This is a genomic window from Dyadobacter sp. HNCC25DJ184, assembly GCF_056895215.1.
Map to the genome: position 1 here is coordinate 13649 of NZ_JBXHAQ010000015.1, position 26992 is coordinate 40640.

General features: G+C 44.6%; 17 protein-coding genes. 5 read left to right on the plus strand and 12 right to left on the minus strand.

Going from position 1 to position 26992, the window contains the following annotated elements; translation table 11 throughout:
- Positions 1-378: 378 nt before the first annotated feature.
- The 5 genes from AC1XUD_RS20430 to AC1XUD_RS20450 form a co-directional block, all read right to left on the minus strand.
- Positions 379-1686, minus strand: a complete 1308-nt coding sequence (locus AC1XUD_RS20430; protein ID WP_483362877.1) for a DUF3748 domain-containing protein — start codon at positions 1684-1686, stop codon at positions 379-381.
- Positions 1687-1956: 270 nt separating this feature from the next.
- Positions 1957-4191 carry a hypothetical protein gene (locus AC1XUD_RS20435; protein WP_483362878.1) on the minus strand — a complete coding sequence of 745 codons (2235 nt, stop codon included), beginning with the start codon at positions 4189-4191 and terminating at the stop codon, positions 1957-1959.
- Between the two features lie 166 nt (positions 4192-4357).
- Entirely contained in the window at positions 4358-5530 is a 1173-nt protein-coding gene (locus AC1XUD_RS20440; protein ID WP_483362879.1) for a sialidase family protein, read from the minus strand.
- 75 nt (positions 5531-5605) lie between these two features.
- A complete protein-coding gene (locus tag AC1XUD_RS20445) occupies positions 5606-7837 on the minus strand; it encodes a ligand-binding sensor domain-containing protein (protein ID WP_483362880.1) in 2232 nt (743 codons plus the stop codon).
- The gene (locus tag AC1XUD_RS20450; RefSeq protein WP_483362881.1) at positions 7834-9759 is read right to left on the minus strand and encodes a PfkB family carbohydrate kinase; all 1926 of its coding nucleotides are present in this window, start codon (positions 9757-9759) and stop codon (positions 7834-7836) included. Before AC1XUD_RS20450 ends, AC1XUD_RS20445 begins: the two co-directional genes overlap by 4 nt.
- Before the next feature lie 559 nt (positions 9760-10318).
- Here AC1XUD_RS20450 and AC1XUD_RS20455 point away from each other — a divergent pair.
- Positions 10319-10864, plus strand: a complete 546-nt coding sequence (locus AC1XUD_RS20455) for an RNA polymerase sigma factor (RefSeq protein WP_483362882.1) — start codon at positions 10319-10321, stop codon at positions 10862-10864.
- A gap of 151 nt (positions 10865-11015) precedes the next feature.
- On the opposite strand, the gene AC1XUD_RS20460 is transcribed toward AC1XUD_RS20455, so the two are convergent.
- Positions 11016-11630, minus strand: a complete 615-nt coding sequence (locus tag AC1XUD_RS20460; protein WP_483362883.1) for a hypothetical protein — start codon at positions 11628-11630, stop codon at positions 11016-11018.
- Between the two features lie 74 nt (positions 11631-11704).
- Positions 11705-12535, minus strand: a complete 831-nt coding sequence (lgt, locus tag AC1XUD_RS20465) for a prolipoprotein diacylglyceryl transferase (protein WP_483362884.1) — start codon at positions 12533-12535, stop codon at positions 11705-11707.
- Positions 12536-12589: 54 nt separating this feature from the next.
- On the opposite strand from lgt, the gene yidD reads away from it, so the two are divergent.
- Complete coding sequence (gene yidD / locus AC1XUD_RS20470) at positions 12590-12799, plus strand: membrane protein insertion efficiency factor YidD (protein ID WP_483362885.1); 210 nt, start codon at positions 12590-12592, stop codon at positions 12797-12799.
- 116 nt (positions 12800-12915) lie between these two features.
- Here yidD and AC1XUD_RS20475 read toward each other — a convergent pair whose 3' ends face one another.
- Complete coding sequence (locus tag AC1XUD_RS20475) at positions 12916-13869, minus strand: AAA family ATPase (protein ID WP_483362886.1); 954 nt, start codon at positions 13867-13869, stop codon at positions 12916-12918.
- A gap of 183 nt (positions 13870-14052) precedes the next feature.
- Positions 14053-14913, minus strand: coding sequence for a peptide chain release factor N(5)-glutamine methyltransferase (gene prmC / locus AC1XUD_RS20480; RefSeq protein ID WP_483362887.1), 861 nt, complete (start codon positions 14911-14913; stop codon positions 14053-14055).
- Between the two features lie 91 nt (positions 14914-15004).
- Between prmC and ribD the strand changes: the two genes are divergently transcribed.
- On the plus strand, positions 15005-16075 hold the full coding sequence (ribD, locus tag AC1XUD_RS20485) for a bifunctional diaminohydroxyphosphoribosylaminopyrimidine deaminase/5-amino-6-(5-phosphoribosylamino)uracil reductase RibD (protein ID WP_483362888.1): 1071 nt from the start codon (positions 15005-15007) through the stop codon (positions 16073-16075).
- On the opposite strand, the gene AC1XUD_RS20490 is transcribed toward ribD, so the two are convergent.
- Entirely contained in the window at positions 16072-16845 is a 774-nt protein-coding gene (locus AC1XUD_RS20490; protein ID WP_483362889.1) for a shikimate dehydrogenase family protein, read from the minus strand. The two genes, ribD and AC1XUD_RS20490, sit on opposite strands and share 4 nt — an antisense overlap.
- A gap of 259 nt (positions 16846-17104) precedes the next feature.
- Between AC1XUD_RS20490 and AC1XUD_RS20495 the strand changes: the two genes are divergently transcribed.
- Both AC1XUD_RS20495 and AC1XUD_RS20500 read left to right on the plus strand, forming a co-directional pair.
- A complete protein-coding gene (locus AC1XUD_RS20495; RefSeq protein ID WP_483362890.1) occupies positions 17105-22492 on the plus strand; it encodes a S8 family serine peptidase in 5388 nt (1795 codons plus the stop codon).
- A 120-nt stretch (positions 22493-22612) separates the two neighbouring features.
- On the plus strand, positions 22613-23593 hold the full coding sequence (locus AC1XUD_RS20500) for a nucleoside hydrolase (RefSeq protein ID WP_483362891.1): 981 nt from the start codon (positions 22613-22615) through the stop codon (positions 23591-23593).
- Positions 23594-23705: 112 nt separating this feature from the next.
- Here the strand turns inward: AC1XUD_RS20500 and AC1XUD_RS20505 are convergent, their stop codons facing one another.
- Both AC1XUD_RS20505 and AC1XUD_RS20510 read right to left on the minus strand, forming a co-directional pair.
- Positions 23706-24512, minus strand: a complete 807-nt coding sequence (locus tag AC1XUD_RS20505) for an HpcH/HpaI aldolase family protein (RefSeq protein ID WP_483362892.1) — start codon at positions 24510-24512, stop codon at positions 23706-23708.
- Between the two features lie 27 nt (positions 24513-24539).
- On the minus strand, positions 24540-26978 hold the full coding sequence (locus tag AC1XUD_RS20510) for a hypothetical protein (RefSeq protein WP_483362893.1): 2439 nt from the start codon (positions 26976-26978) through the stop codon (positions 24540-24542).
- Positions 26979-26992 lie beyond the last annotated feature (14 nt).

Consider the following 26992-nt stretch of genomic DNA (forward strand, 5'->3'; position numbering starts at 1 on the left):
AACTCGGCAGAATAATGTTGTATTTATTATTTCCAAGATCGTTTAGTATCCATAATTGCTGAAAATTTTGTCCCGAGGGCATTTTTGGGGCGTAAGTTAAATCAAACTGCAATGTCAGGTATTTTCCATCGGGTCGCCTTGGATATGCAGGTTTTGCTATCGGGTTCTTCCGCAAAAATGGAAAGCCTCATAATTAGCGATCCGCATATAGTATTGAACTTATTTTAGTAGATTTTACTAAAATTATCTAAAAGAAAGATATCTGAAGGGGCGCGTGGGTAGAGGTATATCGAAAGAAATGTGAATTATAAAACTGAAATGGACCGCGAAATTTTAGTTCACGGCCCATTTCAATTGTGATTTTGATAAAAATTATTTTCAATCGCCAACCTCCAAAACAAACACCTGCTGAGTAGCAACATCACCATTTTTACCTGGTATCAACCGATTATATGCTAACAACTTTCCATCTTTCGACCAAACCGGATTTGTCGGTGCCGTAGATGATTTTTCAGTCAATCTTTTAAATCTCCCTTCGAAAGGTTTTTCAATGATTTCGCATGCGACCAGACTGCCGTCCCAGGTATATACGATCCGTTTTCCGTCAGGATTCCATCGGATACTGCCAGTTACGTCGGATGGATGAGCTGTCAACTGGGCTGGGGAGCCGCCAGTAGGGGGGATGCTGAATACCTGCTGAATACCGTTTTTGTCTTTGGCTAGATATGTAAGTTTTGAACCATCAGGGGAAGATCTGACAATGCCTGTACAACCCGGAAACTCTGTTTCAGCGGTGAAGGTCAATCTGCGCTGAGCTGTTCCTTTCGGAGGCATCGGGAAGTCTGTTTTTGTGCCTTCTAGTGGTCCCAGTTCTCCGGGTACAGTAATGTCTTCGGGGATATCTACGACAAAAACTTCGTTCACATCTTCACCTTTCTTATTTTTTACGGTACCTAAAAATGCCCTTGCAATTTGTTTGGAGCTATTTTTTGATTGATATCCGTTTGTTCCTACCCAGCTATCGCTTGCCGCCATCCTGATTTCGTCGGATCCTGGCGTTGGTTCAGGAACTACGCGAACCACCAGCGCACTGAACCATTCTCCTGAAATATTTTCCTCGTTTTGATCAACAGCAACCTTTCTTATTTTTTTTGAAACGCCAATCGTTCTCAGATTTCGTTTTTGTCCGGTGCTATCTTCCAGTGCTTTTAAAATGGCGTCATTGTACGTATATCCAACCCAGTTCCCGTCTCCGCTCCATTCATGTCTATGCGTGCCGCCGCGAAGTGCGCCCGGAGTAAAAGGGAAGGTGACATCTCGTGCGTCCATAAAAATTGGAGTTTCAGGCTTATTTTCATCTATAATAACCCCCGTTCTTCGCCATTGCTGATATGGATTTTCGGCCGTGGAATTTGATAATCCATGAATAAAAATGACCTGATTTAATACCGGATGATAACTCACGGCACCAGCACCAGGACCCCAAACACCATTTTCTTTTATTGCATATACTATTTTAACCTCACTCGTTTCAATATTTACCTTTTCGATTCTCGCCGACTCTGCAATGCCGCCAGAATCCGTGCGGGTATCATATACAAGCCATTTTTCGTCTGGCGAAAAGTTGTCGTTGTTGTCCAGATCGTGGTGGTAGCCTAGGTCGTGTGTGAGTTGCTTTTCTTTCATGATTGGAGTGGTGTGGCAGGCGGACAATAAAAAATGAGAGAATGAGAGAATGAGCGAATGAGTTAATAGTAGGGATAGAGAGCGCTTTGGTTTTTTTCTTATATCATTTGAATGGGTGAACGAAAGAATTTTGAATGGGCGAATCAGGGAATAAGTGAATGAGCCGGGGTCACGGCCGACGAATGATGGCGTGAATAAACACTTTGCTCCCTTCTCATCTTTCTCCTTGCGCCCATTGCGCTTTTCTATTGCCTCCATTGCGTTTAAACTCTATTTAGACGGTTGCGGGGCACTGATTACGCCCAGATACCTGCCCATCCAGTAAGGTAATATCCAGATGTCTCCCGCACTATGCTCTGAAGTTCCGTTTCCGCGGTTACGATCCAGATTGAACATATTTCCATTGTGTCGTTGAATCGGGCGTTCGTCTGGTGGAAGCACTTCTTTGGTAGTTTGTTTTCTAAAATTCGGTTCAATTAACTCAATATCCTTCCTGTGACTGTTCCTGATTTGCCAGTCGATCAGGTCCATTGGATGTTCGCGAAGATACCATGCCGCCTCGTCAAGGTCAAATTGATCAGTTCCTGTCAAGGCAGTGAATATATTCCATGCGCCTTCTTTTTCAGGCCGCTCCACTTCCCAGTGGTCGATGATCTGGGTTTTATAGTGTGCCTTTAAAGTGTCATTAAACGCATATCGGTATAGTCCCCAATAGCCCACAAAATACATTTCATCATCCGAATGGTTCCAGCCGTCTGACATATGCTTCGCATGGTCGTCCGCATTTTCCGGCGCTTGGCCAATTACTTTCATGGAACGCATCATGTTCTCGAAATATCCATGTTTGTTCATCAACTCGAAAGCCTTCTCCTTATACTTCTCTTTTTTGGTAAAATGATAAGCCGTTTGCAGCATTGCCACGATATTCGACGAATTGAGTTTCCGGTCACCCACGTTGTGCGGGAAAGAATTAACATATTTCGGATTCCATTTTCCCCACAGCGTTGGCTTGCCGTCGAAGTCGATCAGGTACATGTCGTTTTTCAGAATATGAGACATTACCGTGTCAATGAGCGTGATGGATCGGCGTTTCAGATCAGCATCATCAACGAGTTCAGCCATTGCTCCGAAGGCAAAGATATGTCCGATCACTTCGTCGCTGCTTGTGGTTGATTTCCAATCCCATTCCTTATCCGGGGAGTGTTGCCAACGATCTGCATCAGACAGGCTTTCGATATGTCCGCTTCTTTCAAACGAACGCGCGGGAAACCCCGGGACAGGATTAATATCGTAAAGTCTTTCCATTGCATCCAATGACTCTCGACAGTTTTGTAATGCGGCAGAATCTTTGGTAACAGCATACCGGAATATTTCCCCACCCAGATACATGGAAGTCCAAAGCCCATCATTATCAGAATCTGACAGATAGCCGGTGGCAATATTGCCTTTTTCCATACCATCCAAGGACGAGTTAAAGCCGACCCGAATATGGCGAAGCCTTACCTGTTCTTCATAATAATGGGCCTTATCAGCCAGTGTCATGCTTTTGAAATTGATTTGCCCTATCCCTTTTGTTGAAAGGATCAATACCGAGTTTTCAGGTCCCGCTTTAATACTCAAAATATTGTTACCGGGAATCCAGCGTTCGCCGTTATAGTAGTCGAATTTTCCATCGGTTCGTAAAGCAAAAGCACCATCTGAGGATCCAAACCAAACTTTTCCCTTGATCTCTTCGACTGACGTGATATTGGTTACTGGCAGCTTTTTGTTAACGGTGCCAGTCTGTTTTTTGTCGGCAATACCATATTCCATAAACCCGTCTGTCGTGCCAATGACGATTTTCTTATTATTGTCTGCGAGCGCTAATGCGGTAAAATTAGCTCCATCCAAAACTTTGGCAAGCGTCTTTCCTGACGTAAGGCTGTAAAGCGACTTTTCTCCAAGAATCCAGAATTGGTCAGTCTCTTTTTGATATCTCAACCCTTTGACGAGTTCGCCCGAAAGGCTGCCGCTCCAGAGTGTTTTCGAGTTTTTATTCAATTGAAGTGTTTTTCCGTCGGATATCAGAAAGGTGAAATCTTTCCCGCCTTCAAACAATGTTGCAGCCGGGAGCGTATGGTGACTGTATAATTTGGCTGCCCATGCATTACTGAAAACTACGGAATCAGTCAAGTATACCAACTGGTTTTCATAGGTTCCAATGGCGTTTATCTTTTCGTCCGTTATAAAACGGTAAGTTTTGTCGGGCAAGAGGGTGCCGTGATATAGGAATTTTCCACCATATGGATGTAAAAGACGGTTAGCGGATAGTACCTGAATAACACCATTCCGGTCAGAAGCAATACCCGAAAGTGGCTGCGTCATTGTGTCTGAATAGTATTTGATACTAAAATCCTGTAAAAACGGGATGTCCTTGTAAACCGGTTGCGTCGGGCTTTTGCTGCACGAAAGTACTCCGGCAACGAAAACAGTAGCTATGAGAAAAGAAAAAATGAGTCTGCGCATGAAAAGGGAGCGATTAGGGATTAGCTTTTAATAATTGGTTTTTTATAAAGTTCATATTGGCGCGTTTTCCGGAATGCGCATTGTTTCTGCTGTACGGCTGGGTACTCGTTGCAGACGCGTGACGATTACAAATCGATTCGAGCCGCCGACTGTCGGGTGCCGAAGTCTATTTCAGTTCTACCACCACGTACTTAATCGATTTGCTTTCTTTTTGAGGGTGGTAGGAATAGGTCATATGCAGTAGTCCGTCTTTGGTTTGAATCAGGGAAGGGTAGGAGTATCCGCCTTCGCTCGGTTTGTGGTTTTCGATCAGGATTTTGGTTTTCCACGTTTTCCCTTCATCGTCTGAAATGAATAGCGACAATTTGTAACGTCCGTCATCAATATCATTTCCCAAAAACGCCCATCTTCCATCTTGCAGCGTCAATAATTCCACGCTCGCAGTATTGGGGATATCCAGTTTTTTTGTGGCCGTCCAGGTTTGACCCTGATCCGAAGATTCACTTATATGAACTCTTGTCGGCCCGTCGCCACTGTCACGCATATATGCCACGAGGTTTCCGTTTTTCCTTTTGGCAACTGCAGGTTGAATGGGGCCTCTTCCCACCACCGGGAGACTTGGTTTCCACGACTGTCCGTCGTCGTCAGAAATTGCCATGAGCGACATATTGAAGCCGTCGGAATAAAGTGGCAGTATAATCCTTCCCGATTCCAGCGTGGTCGGCTTGATTCTTGTCATCCAACCTATGCTTCTTTTGGGTTTGTCTTTGCTGGCTTCAATGATCATATCGTCATATTTTGGCGCATATCCTGCCCAGCCAATCGCATGCTCCGGCAGCTCCTTGAATCTTCGTGCAACTTCTTCAGAAAAGTTATCATCAGGTTTCAAAAGGATATTGTCCTGCCAATTCCAAACGGGTGCACCTGAGTTCAGGAAATTTTCTGAAGTCCGGACGCGCAATATCGATTGCTCCCATAAGTTAGCCTGAACGGCGATCCATACGAGGAATAGCTTTCCTGATTTATTCAAAAATAAAACGGGATTACAATCAGGTATATATGGTGTGTCGGCCATCAGAAAAGGCTCACTCCATATTTTTGCCCCCTTTTTTAGTCTGGAACCCATAATGCGCACATCGTCAGCGGTACGTTCGCCACTTCCCTGAAACCAGGCGACGAGCATATCTCCATTGGGCAAATTCACCAGACTGGATCCATGGACGTGGTCTTTTTGTAAAGGAAATATGATCGTTTCTTGAACGATGGCCTTATTCTGAGCCTGAACAAACTGGCAAAAGAGCAGGCCGATTATTAAGCATTGGGCAATATATTTCTTCATTTCTTTAACTTCGGGGCAGGTGTCTGTCTTCGGTTTTGTGTTACTAATACTGGCCTCTTTGAGAAGGATACCATTCTATTCAATCAATTTTAAATATTTTCCCATCCAATAAGGAAGCAGCCAGAAAACGGGTTCGCGCTCCACATGCGGATTGCCACCGGTAACTGTCCACGGATTTTTATCCCAACGAACGGTCATTCTGATCTCTGCCGGTTGCAACTGACGGAGTTGTTCTTCTTCCAAAGACGGAAATCTGACCAGCTCAATATCTTCTCTTTTTTCATGGTCAATTGGCCAATCCACGAGATCCAGCGGTGTGTTGACGAGGAAATCGACGGAATTATGAAGCTCCTGATTTTCGTCCAGAGAATAGTCGTATATGAAGTTGATCAATGGATTGTGGTCCGCTCTGCGTTTATCAAACCACTTGTTCAGATGGTTTTTATAAAATTTCAGCAACTCCGGGTCCTTTTCGCATTTCATGAAAATAGGGTAGAGATACGCCTGCAACACCACATCAAAATAGATAAACCAAGCCGGATTCTGATTGACCACTTCGCTCATATTTTGGAGGTAATGTTCCTTTTCAATGAGCCTCTTATATTCTTTTTCATATTTGGCATTACCCGTTGTGTGATATGCCAGTTTCAGAAACGCGAGCAGTTCCATGGAGTTCTGGTTGCGATCAGGAAGCCATTCCGGGTCACGGTTAAGTCTGTCGGGTGACCATACAGACCAGCGCGTATGCTTTCCGTCGACATCCACCAGATTGTACTGATTGGCCATTAAATGGTCGACAATTCGTGCGATATGGGCAGCTATGATTTTCTTTTCGTTTGCATCGGCCACAAGCGTGTAATAGAAATAATAGCCAAACATATGCCCACACATTTCGTCACTGCTGGTGTCGCCTTTCCAAAGCCATTTCCCATCTTTTGATTTGTGCCAACGAACTTCAACGGGTTTAAAACGGGGCTCTTTTACCAGTTCATCAGCTAATTGCTGAGGAGTATATACCTGATTGGTATCATGCAAGGAAGTCCAGGTAGAAGGAACGATGGTTCGGGCAAAAAAGCCGCTTTTTCCGGTAATGTCGCTCAACAATTTCAAGAAGCCGAATGCTTTTTTAGCATTGTTTTTTGCTTCCGGATTTTTGGTAGCCGCATATCTGAAACTTTCCATCGCCAGGTAATTGCCGGTATATTCGCCGTCGTTGTCATCGTCTTCCGGCGACCATGTGGTAGTATCTCCCGCCACAGCAAGATGTGCTTGCCCCGCGATCCATGGAGCCCGGATATGGCGTTTCATGAGTTCGCCGAAAAAGAAATCATTCTTTTGAGCTAGTGTCATATCACGCTTTCTGATAGCAGAAACTCCCTGCGCAGTCGCCACCCACGCTGTTCCGTCGGGCGAAAAAGCAATATCATTAACCTGGTCATCCAATAGCCACCGTCTTGAAAACAGGAGTGAGTGTCCGCCACCGGGGCCATATCGTACAACACCTGTTTGGCTACCAACCCACATCGTACCATCGGGCGCTCTCCTGACTTTCGATACAAAAACCGAAGGAATGCCATTTTTCGGTAACAAGGTCTTTTTCCTTTCAACCGAATCGCGGATCGTTACTCCCCCTAATCCACCTACCCAAAGCTGGCCGGCAGGATCGAATGCAAGACCCTTGGCATATCCACTGATCAGCTCGTTTGTTTTGTAATAATGCTGAAACTGGTTTTTTGACCAAAAAAATAAACCTGCATCGGTTGCAATCCATATCCCGCCTTTGCCATCAGGAAGTGCATCCCTGACCGAACCGGGAAGAGCGACTTTAATTTTCTGGAATTCAGAACCGTTTCCAATCCAGAAACCTTTCGGGCCTAAGACGTAAAGCTGGTCTTTCGTTTGAGATATTAAGGATATCGGGCCTTCCGGGCCTTTAATTTCTACAGCGACATTATTTTGAAGTTTAAACAATCCCTTCCAGTTTCCAATCCATATGGTATTGTCAGTACTTTCTAAAACGGCATAAGCCGGCCCATTCAATTCTTTCTCTAAAACCCTCACCCATTGATCCGTTGCGGCCGATTTTTTAAAAACTCCAGCTGCAGTTGCTATCCATACGTTTGATTGACCATCGACCGATATCTGCTTTACATTTTCAGCTCCTGTTACGCCAACCGGATAGGGAGTATGATATTCCTGAGTAAACGGTTTGTCCTCATAATGAGGTTGTTCCTTGTCGTTCTGGCAACCCCCTAACACACAAACGATGCAGATGAATGAAAGCGCATTCTTGATCCATGATGTCATACATCTGCGTAGTTAACGTCTTTTTGAAAAAGGAGAGAAATTAATTTTTTGTGCTGCGAGAAATCAGGAATCAGTAAATGCGCGCCCGCTCTGATGAGTCTTGGTCGTTTCGCAGGATTATGCCCAAAGCGTTGAACCTCATCACTGGTGATACCAATGGAAAGTCCACCGGCTCTTCTTCCTTCCCGGATTTCATCAGGTCCGTCGCCGAAGACCACCAATTCGTTGCCGTTGAGGTTATTATCACGAATAATTTTTTCGATGATCATTTTTTTGGAAAACTTGGTATAGTCCCGCAGCGCACCATATATCCCGCCGTTGAAAAGGTCCGCATATCCGAGCGTTTCAGCCTCGTTGCGCACATCATCCACATCTGTTCCGCTCGCGAGATACATCGTCACGCCTTTCTCCCTTAACACTTCCAGAAATGCCACGGCACCTTTCATTGTATAATCCTCCTGACCCAATTCACCGGAAAGCAGCTTTTCCATACGCTTGTTGACCATTTCCATCAGGCCATCATTGTATATCTCTTTGTATTGAAACTTGTCGAGAATCTCGTGCTCAGGTACAAAGCCAAACTCACGAACCAGTTTCACGAGTCCTTCCATCTGATATATGGTTTGGATGCCGGTCGTTTTTTGGATAAACTCTTTCACTGTCGCCATTACCTTATTATAGGTAGCAGAGTCGATAGTTTCATAATGATCGCCCAAGATCGATTTCATCATCACAGGCTCCATGATTTCTTCCCAGCCCTGACGCAGCGAGCTGATCGTGCCGTCATGATCAAAAACTGCATGTTTGATATGCCCCAGGCGTTCCAGCATTTCCGGATCGCATATTTCAAATTCGGTATCGGGAAGATAGGTTGCTGCACGTTCATCGACTGCCAGATCGGCATTGTATATATAGTCGGGATCGGCAGTCACCGCGAGAATTTCTTCGGCGGAAGCCGTGCCCGTGGTATATAGTTTCTGGACCGTTACGGCGGCTGCAAAATTTCCAAACCGTGCGGCGTCTTCCACGGACAAACCAGCCGCCAGGCATAATGTTAGAGCGCTGATGGTTGTATCGCCCGCTCCGACAGTATCCAGCTTGCCCTTTAACTGAATACCGTGCACGCCGTATATTCCTGAACGGTCAATCGCGATTATTCCCCGGTCGCCGCAGGTTGCGAATACGGGTTTTCCTGTCTGTTCAAAGACTTTTTGTCCGTATTTCTTCACGTCGTTTATAGGAACTGATTCTCCCGGAGCAACGGGTATGCCGGCCAAAGACGAAATTTCCCGGTCATTGGCTTTCCTGTATACATTGGTAAAATGCTCGTTGAAATGCCTTGAATCCAGCATAACGATCTTATCAGGATATCTGGCGAAAAGCTCGTTGGCTTTTGATATAAACGATTCATTCGTAATACTCCCCGTCACCTGTTGATTGAAAATCACCGCATCACACTCCATAAGTGCTATCTCGATGGCGTCGAGTAATCTGGAATCAGTTTCTAACGTCCGCTTATTATAGGAACCAAAGTCGACGCGCGGCTTTTCCCGTCCGTCTTCGTGTCTTTTTAAATAAGTATATGTGTCAAAATTTTCGGCCTGAACAAAAAGCCAGTCGGTATCGGCACCCAGTGATTTTAATTGTCCCGACAGCTCCCTTCCATATATATCATTACCAATGGTGCCAATAGCGCGAATGGAAGCCGGTTTTAATGCTGCCAAATTAGCAACTACATTTCCTGCTCCCCCGGGGGTATAGTAATGTCGTCCCACGGTCTCGGTGAAGAGGCCGGTTTCAATCGATATCTCAGAGGCAGCATTGTCCATAATCCAGTATGCGTCAAGGCAGAAGTCTCCATATACTGCGATGTTGACCTGGGAGATTCGTTCGATGATGTTTTGGATGGTGTCCTGAGTCATTTGTTATTCCTTCTTAAATGGATGAAATTTTTTAAGTACAAAAAGTATTTTTCCGTGAACCTGCTTTTGTGATAATACTCAACTGTGGGGTATGTGGACTACTTGGAAAAGAGGCAAATACATATTTTGTGGAGAGGTCCCTTTGGTAAAAAAACTCGGGGAATGTCTGAATTCATGCGGGTCTTTGAATGAAAAGGAGGAGGGTAAATGAACTTAATGATAATTTACTATAATCTTCATGTTAATTAATTACAGCTTGCGCAAAATGAAGATCTTTTTACGCAAGATGCGATCTTGATTTATGCTGCTTTGTGTAGATTTAAATTAGAATATCAGGCACTACAAGAGAATAATGTACTGCAATTCTACGACTTAGGATTTGAAAGTTTGTCAAATTATTGAGTATGCCATTTTTTCAGATTGAATTAATTTTAGATGAATGCCTGTCAAGCACACCACTATTAGTCAATAAGTATTCAGTGTTAAAATGAAGCATTCACTCATCCGAGTGGTTGGGAATATTAATAATTATTGAATTTGATATAAACCGTATACGACCGTGGCCTGTCCTGATGAAATTACATTACGAAAAGTAACGTTGGGTGACGAAAACGCATTCGCTCAATTGTATAACCATTATAGAAATCCGGCTTTACGTTTTGCCACCTCGCTGTTAAAAGACGAGGAGGAAGCGGAGAATATGATCCAGGATTTGTTTCTGAAAATCTGGATACGGCGGGAGCAGATCAAACCCGACCAGAACTTCAGTTCATATCTCTTCACTTGCTTGCGCAATATGGCTTTTGACCATTTCAAAAAAATGGATAAGAATGAGGTCATGCGCGCCAATTATATGGATCAGATGATGAAGTTGTCGGGTGAGGAGGAAAAGGAGGAAAAGGAACGTCGTCTGGTTTTGGTTCAGAAAGCAGTCGAGTCGTTGTCTATCAAGAGAAAACAAATTTTAAGGCTGAATATTGAAGACGGGAAATCGTATCAGGAGATAGCCGAACTTTTACGGATATCCAAAAATACGGTCAAGAATCAGTTGGTGAAGGCAAAGCAATTATTGAGAGACAAGGTAGATTTTGCCGTTGGGTATTAAAGTTTGTTCATGCTTGTCAGGATAGTCAAGTCTTGACGGGTTTTGTAAGAGAAAAATCATTTTTTGTCATTTACCTCAGTTACCTCCACAAAGAGCAGTTTAATGCGCAGTTTAGAAACGAAAAAGGAGCCCGAACGGCTCCCTTTTTCGTTTATTTAAGGTCTTCAAGTTTGCCGAGATCCAGATCCCCGACGAGGTCTTTCATCTGATCGGCCGTGAGGTTATCAACATTCACGTTGACAACGAATCTGTCTGCCACAAGAACATTTACCTCTCCTGATTGGCTCTTATTGTTGTATTTCTCAAATGCTTTATGGCCCTCAACTTTGGTGGTTTTTTCATAGCCATCGTCAGTTTCTTTGTCGATATCAGCCATAGTCCATGCTGCCAGCGCCATCGTCGCAACTCCGGCAATTCCACCAGTATCCACAATCTCCACCTTTACAGACGAATCGTTACCTTCCTTTCTGTATCTGGCCGTCGCAGTAGATACAGTGAAACCCATGGCTCCGGTTTTTTCTCCTGAAGATTCTGTACGAGGCAATCCTGCCAATTCAGCCGGTAACAGATCTTTTAATTTGCGAAAATCTACCGGATCAACGACCTCCTTGTTTTGCATGCTTTTGGCTTTGTCGGCCAGGCTTTGCAGCGCGTCGGCAGCAGTTTTAGGTTCCTCTTTTTGCTCTTCCTCCTCCTTTTTTCCACCACAAGCGGCCAACATGAGCGTGGCAGCGATCATCATCGAAAATACGGCTTGATTTTTCATTTTTAAACAGATTACAAGGTTCGTGGAAATGTAATGCACTCAAAAAACTGCTGCAGAGGATGTATTAGGTAAGTTTAAAGCGGGTTGTTCGAAGTCTTTTTTATGGATTGTATAATAAAATATGCGCCAAGAAGGACAGCAGGTATACTCAGAATTTGACCCATATAAAGGATATTATTTGCTTCAAATGCTTCCTGCGGCTCTTTCAGGAATTCGTAAAAAAAACGTAATGTGAACACATAGACAAAGAATATCCCTACCAAAAGTCCCGAGGGAGTTTGAGACTTATATTTTTTCCAAAGTGCGAATAATATGAAAGTCAAAACGAGGCAGGAAATAGACTCATATAGCTGGGCAGGATGCCGGGGAATCTGCATAAACTCGGTGTTTTTCATAAAAATAAATGCCCAGGGTACATCGCTTGTTTTACCAACTATTTCAGAATTCATCAGATTGCCGAAACGAATAAATGCTCCACCCAACGCAATCACGATGACCATTCGGTCGGCCACCCAGAAAAATGTTTGACCTGAACCTTTACGTGATCTGGCATAAAGCCACAAACCCGTTACAATTCCTATGATGGCTCCGTGACTTGCCAAACCTGCATATGGTGGAAGAATCACCTCCAAAGGATTTTTAAACAGCACCTCCGGTTCGTAAAAGAGGAAGTGGCCGATTCTGGCTCCAACAACGGTCGAAATCACCATATACAGCGTGAGCGCATCAATATCATCCAGAGACTTTCCTTCTTTTTTGAAAATATGAATCATTATTTGTTGCCCGATCAGAAAGGCTGACGCGAACATCAATCCATACCATCGAACTGGAAAGGGGCCGATGCCGAGGAATTCAGGAATGGTGAAGATTTCAGGATTTACGTTCCAAATGATATAGGAAATCATGCTTTAATGGTGTTAATTGTAATGATCAAAGATAATAATTTAGGTGAGACAGGAATGAAAAAATTACTAATCGGGCTTGTGAGGCTATATCAGGGCATACTTTCACCTTACTTTCCTAATTCCTGCAGGTATACTCCAACCTGCTCACAGTACATGATTGAGGCAATCCAAAAGTATGGCGTTTTTAAGGGGGGCTGGTTGGGTTTGAAACGTCTGGCCAGTTGTCATCCCTGGGGCGGCCACGGCCACGACCCGGTTCCATGATTAATGTCAAAAATTTCAGGGTTCAACTTGTCGAAGAAATATTCGAAAATGATCACCATTGACTTCTCGTCCCCGACAATCCTTTACAAGAATTGACAACCTCCGACCCAAAGCCCTTACCCAATCGCTATTTTCCTCAAAATAGAGTCAATAATCGATAGCGTACGAACTCCATCCGCTTCCGCTTCGTAGTTGAGCAATATCCTGTGACTCATGATATCAGGCGCTAATTCCTTGATGTCCTCCGGCAGAACATAGTCGCGTCCTTCCAGGAAAGCAAGTGCTTTAGCGGCTCTGTTCAGATATATCGTCGCGCGCGGAGAAACACCAAACTGGATATACCTTGCTTCTTCTCTTAAACCATATTCAAGCGGACGACGGGTCGCGAAAACGAGCTCGATGATATATCGTTCCAGCGTGTCCGATATATTGACATTATTGATCTTTTCCCGGATTGCGAAGATGTGCTCCTTATTGAGAATCGGCCTGATATGGTGCTCATGACCAATGTCCGACATCCGTCTCATAACCTCCAGTTCTTCCTGCCTATCCAGGTAATCGACATAGACTTTCATCATAAAACGGTCGATCTGAGCCTCAGGAAGCGGATATGTCCCTTCCTGCTCCACCGGATTCTGGGTAGCTAAAACGATAAAAGGTTTGTCCAAAGGAAATGTTTGATCTCCTATTGTAACCTGTCTTTCCTGCATGGCCTCCAACAGCGCGGATTGTACTTTTGCCGGAGAGCGGTTTACTTCGTCAGCCAATATGATATTGGAGAAAATCGGTCCTTTTTTTACTTCATAATCACCGATTTTAGGCTTATATATCATCGTCCCAATTAAATCTGCAGGCAGCAAGTCGGGCGTAAATTGAATTCTATGGAACCCCAGATCCAAAACTTTAGCAAGTGTATTGATCGTCAAGGTTTTAGCGAGGCCTGGCACACCTTCCAGCAACACATGTCCCCCCGTAAACAAGCCAATCAATAATCTGTTCAGAAGCTTTTCCTGGCCCACCACCACTTTGCCCATCTCGTCCAGTGCTTCCTTGATTTTTTCTAAATACATGTGAGATTAGTTTTAGGGCAATTCGATCAGCTCAATATACTGCGAATCCCCTTTTGTATTTTAAGAACTGATAGCGTTAGGTTTATTTTGCCACAAAGACTCCAAGGTCAGATATTAAATTGATAATATACTTCGTGACTTAAAGTCTTTGGCTTCTTTATTTCATCATTTATCTGGCGCTAACTAGGGGTGTATAGCTCTTACGAAACGGTCTTTTCCGTTGATATCTCGGAGTATTTCGGTTTTTATATATCCTCTTTCTGTAAATACGGCCTTGGTTTCTTCGCCAAAATGTTCGTTGATTTCGACATAACATTTTCCTCCTTTTTTCAAGTGGTGCTTACCAAAATCTGCGATGGCTTTATAGAAAAGAAGCGGATCGTTATCCTCCACAAAAAGTGCCTGATGCGGCTCAAAACGCAACACATTCGGGCGCATATGCTCCTGTTCAGAATAGGTTACGTAAGGAGGGTTACTTACAATGCAATCGAACTGCTGCGTATTTCCGGGTAACGGAAACGTTACGTTCAGCATATCCTGTTTTGCGAAATGTACGTCTGCGATCAGCTGACGGGCATTCTCACGGGCCACTTCAAGCGCTTCATCGGATACATCCCAGGCATGCACAGAAACATGCGGAAGAAATCTTGCTAAAACAATAGCAATACAGCCGCTTCCGGTACCTATATCCAGTATTTCAATGTTTTTGTCCGGCTCGGCATAGTCCCTCGTTACCATCTGTACCAACTCTTCGGTCTCAGGTCTCGGAATTAGGACGGATGAAGAAACTCGGAATTCCAACCCGCAAAATTCGGTGGAACCTATGATATGCTGAACGGGTTCGTTGTTGTTCAAACGTTCAATAATCGAACTCCAATCAGGTTGCGCGTTGTTATCTGCAATCGGTCTGTCGACCAGAACATCGATATTTCTGATTCGCATATAGTGCTCAAGGAGCATAAATGCGATGGCCTGGGCCTCTTTTTCAGGATATACTTGTATGCCTTTTAATATATAAAGATATAACTGTCTAGCCGAAGTCATTTTTAACGAGTTTTAAACCAATGTCGGAAAGTTAGCAAATAATAAGAACTCAGGAAAGTTGAGAATGCAAGCATGTTCTTATTTTTGTAATATGGAGACAGATATAAACTGGATGAGAAGGGCCCTTCAACTGGCTGCATACGGCCGGGGGACAGTAAGCCCGAACCCGATGGTTGGGTGTGTTATCGTTCATAACGAAGATGTTATCGGCGAAGGATGGCATCGGAATTATGGTGGGCCTCATGCAGAAGTGCGCGCTATTGAAGACGTTTTTAGCAGAAATAATCAGCACCTGTTGTCCGAATCAACTGCATATGTGACACTCGAGCCTTGTTCGCATTTTGGAAAGACTCCGCCCTGTGCTGATCTGCTGATTGAAAAGCAATTAAAGTGCGTTGTGATATGCAACGATGACCCAAATCCATTGGTATCGCATCGGGGGATCGACAAATTGCAAAAAGCTGGAATTGAGGTGGTTACGGGTATGTTGGAGCAGGAAGGACTTGAGCTGAACAAACGGTTTTTTACGAATATGACAGAGAAGCGCCCTTATGTCATTCTCAAATGGGCCGAAACCAGAGACGGATTCTTAGGGACAACCAACGGTGAGCCAGTAAGTATCAGCGGGGAGAAATCGAATATGCTCGTTCACAAATGGCGGTCGGAGGAAGACGCCATTCTTGTGGGATTCAATACTGCCATTTCCGACAATCCGAAGTTGAATGTTCGAAACTGGCAGGGTATAAATCCTGTCCGGGTTGTTTTGGACAGAAATCTGCTGATTCCATCTTTATGGAATGTTATGGACAAAACGCAGCCTACGCTAATCGTAAACTACAAAGAAGACGCTGTGCCGATTGATGGCCAATTGCTGAGATATGGGCCTGCCGATCGTATCGCTTTCGCAAAAATCAAGCCCGCCATCGATGAGATTCCGGAGTTGCTAAGCCGCCTTTTTGAGTTGAAAATCGGCTCAATACTGGTAGAAGGCGGAAGTACTGTTTTAAATGCCTTTATTCAATCCGGGCAGTGGGACGAAATACGGAGATGCCAGGGAAGCGGCAGACTTTTCGCAGGCAAAAAGGCTCCCGCTCCGGCTGGCATTTTGATAAAATCAGAGATTATTGAAAAAGATACCTGGACTTACTATTCCAGAAACTAGACGCTCCACATTCCATCTTCCGACGTCCATATATCCCAGGCTTTTTCGGCCTGAAGTTCAAGCATTTTCAATCCGTTTTGGGTGGCCGCCCCTTTTTCTACACCATTTTTCAGGAAAGTTGTTTCAGCCGGATTGTACACCAGATCATATAGATAATGTGCACTTGTCACCCACTGAAAGGGGATATCAGGACAATCGTCCACGTTGGGAAAAGTCCCCAGTGGTGTTGTGTTGATAATCAACAGATGGTCTTTTAATATTTCCTCCGTCAGGTCGGTATAAAACAGAGATTCGTCCGACGGTTGTCTGGAAACCAGCGTGTATTCCACATGCAGGTCTTTGAGGGCAACTTGCACAGCCTTCGCCGCACCGCCATTCCCCAAAACCAGCGCCTTGAAATTCGAACAGACTTCTCCGCGTTTGTCAAGCCACTCTACAAGTGACTGATAAAAACCATAGTAGTCCGTATTGAAACCTTTGGTTGATCCATCCGCATAAATCTTGATCGTATTCACCGCTCCGATTCGCTCTGCGGACGCATCGTCCAGATCGTTTAGAAAAGGAATGACATTCTTTTTATGGGGAATGGTGACGTTCAAGCCTTTAAGGTGCTCTTTACTTGCGAGCAGATCCGGCAGTATCGTGAGATCTTCCATTTCAAATAGTTCATAGCTGCTCTCCTTGATATTTTCCCTTTTAAACTTATCTGTAAAATATCTTTTTGAAAAAGAATGTGTGAGTGGGTAGCCAATCAGGCCATATAGATTCATGGGTCGCGTATTCTCGGTTGTAAAATTTATTAATAAAGTATCAAGCCAAGTAACTCCTTATTCAGGCGCTGGCAAAGTTCTCAAATGTTTTGGCACATATAAAAGTATTTCTATAAATTTGATAAGTGATAAGTTGCCATTTTGCATAGCGTTCGTCTCAAAGTACTTGTGATTACAAACATATACAAGGTTTCGTCATCGTCATTTAAAAGTGAAAAATAACTGACTTTTGTTCCTCTCTGTCGATATCTTAAAATAGATGAAATGCGCTAAACTTTACTTGTCGTTTATTCTAATTCTTTCCCATATTTCGTTATGCGCACAGACAAAGAACGATAACCTGATACGCTTCAACGGAGGAACCATTTTTTCTCCTCCATCCAATATATCAAAATCCGGTCTAAGCAGGCTGAACAAGGATATTTCAAGTGGAGGACGGAAGGCGTTTGTGATCATTCAACTTGACGATATTCCGGGAGAGCGGGAGAAAATGTTGCTCGAAAAAAGTGGAATAACGCTGTTGGAGTATGTCAATAATCGTGCGTATACCGCCATAGTAAGAAATTCCTTAAATCCTTCAGATCTGATAAAGGCAAAAGTAGCTTCAGTTTTCGAGCCAGCCGCCGGTTTGAAAATTGAACGAAATCTGGCGCAGGGTATTATTCCTGATCATGCCAAAAAGGTCGATGGGATGGTCGATGTTTGGGTCAATTATGTGAGCGCGTACTCAAGGGACGAGGTCCAAGACTTGTTCGGGAAAAAGGGATATAAAATAGTTTCCAGCCAGCTGCAGGATTATCATGTTCTGACTTTGCGCATACCCCGCGATGCTGTTAGGGATGTCGCTGAATTAGACTACGTGCAATACATTCAGGCGATTCCGGGCGAAGACAAACCGATTAATGATAAGTCACGGGCCAATGGTCGGGCCAATTTGCTAAACTACAACTTGGGGGCTGGACGAAATCTGAAAGGGTCCGGTATAGTGGTGGGAGTTGGCGACGATGCAAACCCGATTCGTCATGTTGACTTCAATCCGAGAATTATCAACAATTCGGGAGCAACGGCAGGAACTCACGGAGTACATGTGATTGGAACAGTGACAGGCGCCGGAATCCAGAGAGAACAATATGCCGGATATGCTCCCAAGGCTACAGTCATGGCGCAATATTTTTCGTTGGTGTGGTTAAACGCCCCGACTTATGTGAGAGACTATGGGATGGTTTTAACCAATAATTCCTATGGATCCGGTGAGGACTTGAATTGCACCTCTTTCGGAGCCTATGACTTGTATTCGCAAATCCTGGATCAGCAGGCTTTTCAGATGCCAAGCTTACAACATGTGTTTGCAGCGGGAAATAGCGGCGCGGTTCCGTGCAGTCCATATCCCTCAGGATATTCCAATGTATTAGGCGGATATCAGACGGCGAAGAATATTATTACCGTAGGCAATACGAGTTCTTCCGGCCTGATTTCCAGTGCTTCCTGCCGCGGACCTGTAAAAGATGGACGCCTTAAGCCGGAAATGGTGGCGCAGGGATCGTCGGTGGCATCAACTCTTCCTGATGACAAATACGCAACTAGTTCCGGAACGAGTATGTCTTCACCTGCGGTAACAGGAGGGCTCGCCTTGCTTTACGAGCGTTACAAGCAATTGAATGCAGGGCAAAATCCAAAAAACGGATTGATGAAAGCTTTAATTTGTAACGGGGCAACAGATATGGGCAATGTGGGGCCGGACTATCAGTACGGTTTTGGATGGATGAATCTATTGCGCTCGGTGACGATGCTGGAAGCCAATGCTTATAAAAATGATTCGCTTACCAATGGCACGACGCAACAAATGAACGTCACGGTTCCGGCAAATACGGCCCAACTGAAAGTAATGTTATACTGGAACGATCCGGCAGCGTCTGTTCTGGCGAGCCAGAGTTTGGTGAATGACCTGGATCTGACCGTGACTACACCTGCTCCTTCCAGCAGTGTTGTGTTGCCCTTGGTGTTATCCTCGGATCCCACTACTGTGAATGCGGCAGCAACTCCCGGCGTTGACCATATTAACAATATTGAACAGGTGGTCATAAATAATCCGGCAGCTGGCAATTATACTGTTTCGGTAAAGGGAACTTCTATCGTCCAGAATCCGCGACAACCTTATTTCATTACTTATGACGTAGTGCCGGTTTCTCTGACGCTTACCAATCCATTGGGTGGAGAAGCTGTTGCACCAGCCGAAACTTTTATCATCAGCTGGGATGCTTTTGGAAATACTACGAGTACGTTCAACGTGCAGTATTCGGTGGACAACGGCGCGAACTGGACAAATCTGGTGACGAATCTTGTGGCTAGCGTACGGCAATATAGCTGGACAGTCCCGGCGGTTGTTTCGGGACAGGTAAAGGTAAAAGTAATCCAGAATTCGACTGGTGCGGAAGTTGCGAGCGAAGCTTTTACAATTATTGAGAAGCCAATATTGGTGGAGTCGGCTGTTCAGTGTGAAGGATATTTCGCATTTGAATGGGCAGTGGTGGCAGGCGCGACAGATTACGAGGTAATGGTTTCCAATGGTTTGGAAATGGTTTCGAAAGAGGTTATAGCAGGTACGAGCTATGTTTTAAATGGATTGTCAAAGGATAGTGCCTATTACGTCTCTGTACGATGCAGGGTAAATACAAAACCCGGACGAAGAGCACATGCACTGAAAAGAATTCCTAATACCGGAACTTGTGCAGATGCTATATCAAACAATGATTTGAAAATAGACGCCATTATATCACCGGCATCCAATGGCCGAAAACTAACCTCAACCGAATTACTGGCCAGTCAGCCGGTAACGGTGCGGATCAAAAACCTGGACGATATCAGTTCCACGACTCCGTTTATCATTAACTATTCAGTAAACAGCAGCGTAATATATTCGGAGACAATCAATCCGACGATAGCAGGTGGGGGAACATATGACCACACGTTTCCGGTCAATCATAATTTCTCCGGCGTCGGCAGTTATGTTGTAAAAGTGATTATTACAAGGGCCAGCGATCCCGTCGTGACGAACAATGTACTCAGCAAATCGTTTAAGCAGTTACCCAATAATGCGGTCAGTATACCATTTAACGAGGGGTTTGAATCTTTGGCTGCACATAGTGTTTCGGGATCAAGTATCGGGTTGGTTGGTGGGGACAGATATGATTTTATAACCAGTGGGCCAACCGGTAGAATTCGGAGTTTTATGAATACCGGAATTGCTTACTCCGGTACGAAGGCGATGACGCTGGATGTAGATCAGTATACGCAGGGAGGAGTTACGAACAATTTGATTGGTACCTACAATCTCTCGAACTACCAGGTGGCTAACCACGACATCCGATTGGATTTTAAATATAAAAATCATGGCCAGCCGATCAATAGTGCCAACAGGGTTTGGGTAAGGGGTTCTGATACAGGATCATGGATACCTGTTTATGACCTGAATGAAAATCAGTTGCTAAGTACAGACGGATATCAAAACGCGCAGGCAATCGAAATTTCCAGATTGCTTACAGAAAATGGGCAGAATTTTACGTCCAGTTTTCAGATCAAATGGGGGCAATTTGGTGAGAACGTAGCGGCCGACTATTCCCGCGAAGATGGTTATACTTTTGACAATATTCAGTTGTATACCATACAGGATGATATTCAATTGTTGGCAATCAACACGCCAGCGGAGGAGAGTTGCAATTATGGCAATCAGGAGACTGTTCAGGTAACAGTAAGGAATAGCTCTCCAAATGACGTTTATAATGTGCCGATTAAATTGATGGTGGACGGGAATGCCGAGATTACTGAGAATATCGCGCATATTTTACCCCAAACTACCATCAATTACTCTTTTACTCAGAAAGCCAATCTTTCGAACCCGGGGGCACATTCCATCAAAGCAACGGTTGATTACCTTACGGACGACTATCCCGCCAATGATATATTGATCAAAAGCTTTTATCAGTCTCCGCCGATTACTTCATTACCATATTATCAAGATTTTGAGGCAAACAATGGTTTTTGGCATAGCAGTGGAGAAAATAGCTCGTGGCAATATGGAACACCAGCTTCTTCCGTAATACATACTGCGGCAAGCGGCTCCAAAGCGTGGAAGACCAATCTTTCGGGAAACTACAATAATACCGAACTTTCCTATTTGTATTCACCGTGTATTACGGTTTCAGGAATCTCAAATCCGACACTCAGTTTCAGTATCGCGCTGAATCTGGAAGTATGCGATGTTGACGCCTGTGATATTGCCTATGTGGAATACTCAGGCGACGGAGGCGAGTGGACGCTCCTCGGAACGATGGGTAATGGTACAAATTGGTATAACAAAACATATTCAGGTGTTCCGTCCTGGTCGGTGGCTGATTATACCTACTGGCATGTCGCTACTACCGCTTTGCCCACAGGATTCAATACGCTGCGGCTTCGTTTCGTCATGAGTTCGGATCCGTTTGTTTCGCATGAAGGAATTGCGATCGATGACATCCATATTTACGACAATCCGAATCCGATTTATGATGAAGCAACCCTGGCTGGTCCCGTAAGTCAGACTGTTCCGGCAAGTAATAACTGGGTGCATTTTACAAGCAATAACAAATTGATCGCTTCTGTCAAATCCGGTACTCAAAATCTCGGTTCTACCAATACGCAGGTATATATCAATACCACAGGCGTACGAACAAGCAACGATCAATATTATCTGGATCGCGGGATTACGATTAAGCCTGCCAATAATACGCTATCAGACTCTGTTACACTCAGGTTATATTTTCTGGATTCCGAAATGCAGGCTTTGCTTGATGCGGCTGGGTGTGCAACTTGCGGGAAACCAAATTCTGCATATACCATGGGTATTTCTAAATATTCGAGTTCGAACGCAGCTTTTGAAGATGGTGAGATATCTAATAACACTGGCGGAAACTGGCAGTTTAAGGCCGGAATAAAAAAGGTGCCGTTCGACAAAGGATATTATGCAGAATTTAAAGTGCTCAATTTTTCGGAATTCTGGTTTGCTAACGGTGATCTGAATCAAGCGCCTCCACTGCCTGTTCAGTTGACTGATTTTATTGCTAAAAAAAATGCTGAGGATATTAACGAGGTGGTGCTGAATTGGAAAACAACCCGAGAAGTAAATGCGAATCATTTTGAAATTGAAGTCGCGAAAACGGATGGTGAATTGAATCATAATGGTTTCAGGAAAATTGGAGAAATAGCGGCGCAAGGCGAAAGCGAGGTGACAAACTCATATCAATTTGTGGACAGCCAAAAGGGCAAGTCGGACAATCGGTACTATCGTTTGAAAATGGTTGATAAGGATGGTTCCTATGCATATTCTGCCATTCGTGCGGTAGCATTTGAAAAATTGGCCGGAGATTTTACATACCCTAACCCCTCGACCGGAGCGTTTTTCTTTGATTTTAAAACCCTTGCGGGCGTTCCGGTTTCTATCAGAGTGGTGGATAATGGAGGAAGAACATTGAAGGAAGAACGGTCGATAGGAGACGGCTTGTGGCAAAATCATGAGGTTGATTTATCAGGAAATGCATATGCAGCAGGGATATATATCATCGAGGTAGAATCCGGTTTGGAAAAACGAAGCTTTAAGGCTGTGAAAAACTAGAATCGTTAGAAAAATGTTAAAATGCCCTGAAATGTAACCAGCATTCAGGTTCTTCTGTATTTTTGTCTTGCGATGGGACTAGCCCACAGATTGAATTAGATCCCCCATCAACACTGAAATATGACGAGAGTAACTGCTTTGGTGCTTCTTCTTCTGGCACATCTGACACTTCATGCACAAACCCGCTTGCCGCAAGGCGTTCCCCTGATTCTTGATACAGATATAGGTCCGGATTATGACGACGTCGGCGCGATGGCGATGATGCACGCACTTGCGGATAAGGGAGAAATCAGGCCGTTGGCGGTCATTGCCAGTAATAAAAATGAATTGGTAGTGCCGGTGATTGATATCATGAATACCTTTTTTGGCAGACCAGAACTTCCAACGGGCGCACCAAAAGGCGTTGGTCCTAGCTACGGTGCCACCCAAAAATGGCCTGAAATGCTCGTCGCCAAATACCCGCATAAAGTCACCAAAACTTCCGATGCACCTGACGCGGTAGAAACATATAGGAAAATACTAGCAAAACAGCCCGACAATAGCGTCACCATCGTCACCATCGGCTTTTTAACCAATCTCGCCAGTCTCCTGGACTCCAAACCGGATCAGATATCGACACTTTCGGGGCATGATCTTGTGCGACGCAAAGTGAAGGAGCTCGTATCGATGGCTGGCGGATTTCCAAAAGGCCACGAGTACAACGTATGGGCAGATTCGCTATCGTCAGAAAAAGTATTCAACAACTGGCCAACACCGATACTTTTCAGCGGATTTGAAATAGGAGCAAATATTAAAACCGGGTTAGCTGTAGTTGCCAACGCGAACCTCAAAAGCCCGGTAAAAGACGTATTCGCCATGTCGATGCCGCTCAGCAAGCAAGATGAAAACGGCCGCATGAGCTGGGACCAAACAGCAGTACTAGTAGCAGCAAGGGGCACCAGCCCATATTTCAATATCCGCCGCGGAAAAATGGTGATCGAAGGCGGAAACAACTCCTGGCAAGAAGACCCCATGGGCCCCCACGCCTACCTAATCCAATCCATGCCCGTGGAGCAGCTGACGAAGATTATTGAGGCTTTGATGATGTGGGAGGGGAGGTGATGGCCTTCAGTTGATTATTGGGACATTGTTGCAATAATCAACTGAAAAATTGAGGCACACTCTGTTTTAATATACATAGACTTAATAGTTGCATTTTACGCTGATCGTCATTTCACACAACCATCCCTCCAACACCCCCACTCCCAACAAAATCCCCCGCAACCTTCTTAATGACCTCCAAATCAGCCGTCAATCGTTGAACAAACAGTGCGATATCGAAACTGTGAACTACAATATTGGCGCCTTCTTTCATCCAGTGGATTTGTCTCTCTGGCTCGAGGGAGAAATGGATGCCTATGGCGAGTCCTTTGGATCGGGTGGTGCGGATGATATGGGTTACGATTTTTTCAAATTCGGGGTGATCATATTCTTCTGGCCGACCCATACTAACAGACAGATCGTGCGGGCCGATGAATACTGCATCTAAGCCCGGGACGGAGAGGAGTGTCTCCAGGTTTTCTACCGCGGGAACGCTCTCAATGTTGGCAACGCACATATTGCCGGTATTGAATTTGTTGAGATATGCCTCCATTTTCGGAGTTAGCAATTCCGGTTGCTCCATATATTTTTTCAGGAGTTCACCTTTCAATGGTCGGAATTTGGTCGCACCAACCAGGTCTATAATTTGCTGTTTACTTTCCAGATAAGGAGCCACTATACCGGCAGCACCGGCGTCAATGGCCTGGCAGGCTAGATAAGGATCAGGAGAGGGAATCCGTACGATGGGATCGATGGATAATGCGCGGAATTGCTGGCAAAGTGCAGCCAATTCGTTCCGGCCTAGCGGTATATGTTCGGTATCAATAAAGACAAAGTCGACGCCGGTTCGCTTCACGGCGGCCGGCCACATCGGGCCGGTGGAAGTGATACAGGTTCCGTATATATTCTGGCCTTGTTTTAGTTTATCGGATATTGTCATAATTGTATCTATCTGAAAATCTGTTTTTTATTGTCGTATGAGCCATATCTCCGTGACCTGCGAACCCCTTTCGCCTTCTGCGCAATTCCATATAAAAGTGACTTTCCCGTCTGCAGTTACCTCATGCGGAATCTTGAATTCATAAGTCGGTTGCTCTCCGGTTTGAATAAAATCGTGAATGGTCTGGCCGTCGTCGGTCGTCATTTTCATCTTCGATCTGAACCGCCCGGTGTATGATATCCGGACATGATATTTGGCCGTTGGGTCGAGTTCGTCGTAATGTATTTTTAGCGGCTGGTCATATAGCGTCTTTACCTGTTTCATCCAAACCCGAGGCGTAACCTGCCCTTTGAATCCAGTCGCTTTGATCTCGTCCACCCATTCTTCCCCCACCAATCCAACACCAAAACTGACCCTCGGCGAGGACAAGCTACCTGGATCTTTCTCCCAGGATTTTCCCTGAACCACCCGATACCAACTTTCCGGATCCCCGAAATGATCATAATAACCCCCCGGCCCGGCATCCGTGCGGTTGAGTATTTGGTGAATTGCAGCAAGGCGATCGGTCTCGGAGGATATAGTCCTGATCTTTTCCATTTGATCCAACAGCCATGGCGAATCATTCAAAGGCATATTAATCAGATCGATGAAATTTCCCCTTCCAGACATGGCACCATGTTTTTTCATAGTCAATTGCGCGCCGATGCTTTTAAAAAGTGAGTCGGCGAGGTCAATACATTTGCTTTGAATATCAGGAAGGATAGGTTCGGCCCAGGCTTTTTCCAGTGTTTTTCTGGCGTCATCCATAGTCAAAATACTTCCTCTGATTTTAACATTCCCTAGTATTGCTCTGGCCTCCCTTTCAAGTTCGGTTTCACGGATCAGTCTTTGACGTGTGTAGAAATCAAAATATGCTCTGATCAGACCCATTTGAAAACGGGGATTACGCAGTACCTTTTGGGAAGCATTTTTCTCCATTTCTTTCCATTGCAGAAATGTCCTGTCGATTCCGTCGTTGGTGAGGACTTCGCCTTTCCAGTTATTTTCTAATGAGACAAACCCCGCAGAAACCGCCGAGGCATATTCGTTTCCAATAAAGAAGCGGGCATAATCGAGCAGTGTTTCGATAACCGGTGTTTCTGGATTCCAATCCTGATCGCTCCAGACGAACTTATTGACATCGTCATTAGTACCTTCCGAATAGCTGACGCTTCCAACCATATATTGATCAAGAGCGTTGTGAATGGCTTTTTCGTCATGCGGTCTCGGATTGATACTCTCGCGTCCGAGCGTCATCGCCCAGGCCAGATCCCAATGCGGCACGGGATATTGTGAGCTGTAATTGTGGGTAATATCAGGATAGTGTCGGATAGGGATACCCGGTTTGACAAGCTTCCGAATCTCATCCACAGGAATTTTGACCCATGGGCCGAAGACCACACCCCCAAACCACGGATATTGTTTGTTCACATGTGCGAAAAAGTTGTCATACCATTTTTTACTCGGTCTGAAAACTTGGGGCGAAACCCATATCCTGGCGTTTGGATGATATTTTTGGAGCACTTCCGCCTCTTTTTTGAGCCAATTGAAAAGGACATCTGGTTCCAGGTCACCAGGATCGCCCGCGGGAACGAAGACTGCATTGAGTTTGGGTAAAGAAGAAAACACAACCTCCCGTTCTTTCAACTCTTTCGCAATAGAATCGGTATTTTGATAGTCTTTACCCATATTCGGATACCATATCGAAACATCCAACCCGTATTCTTTGCAAATTCGGGATTGCTCGACTACCATTTTCGCTGCTGGCAATTTCATATGAATACTGGTCGCATCATCGTCCGTACGAGGTGGCAGGATTTCAATAGTATTTGCTCCAAATAGTGCCAGTTCGCGAATATACTGGTCAAACATGGCGACGGAAAATGCATCATATGCATTCGTTTTGGGACGATAACCGAGCTGATGACCGCGTATGGGATATTTAGGAGAACTCGATATCGCTGCCCCGGAATTAACCAAAATTTGCTTACTCGACATTTCCGCTTTTCTCAAAAGATAACCGATACCATACAAAATTCCTCGGGCGTCAGTAGCGGCTATAATCACTAATTTGGAATCAGTATCTACTATTATTTTATAACCTTCCGGACGGATCTTTGATAGGCTCGAAAGTTTGGTCTGGAGAGGCGGCGGAACAATTGGAATGATATCTTTTTCCAATCCGATGATGAGCAAATTGGATAGACTTGATGGTTTTTTATCCAGAAATTCAAGTCTGATATCTGTTCTTTTTTCAATTTCAGATCTAAGAATTTCCGGACTGCGTTTCAGGATTGCACTGTCAGGATTTGGGAAAAAGACTTTTGCATTTGAAAAATCGGATTGCTGAGAAAATGCTGGAAATGTGGCCGATATGAGCAGCAAGACGATGATTTTTATATGAATCAATTTGTTGATAATGTACATTGTGTTGGGTTTTT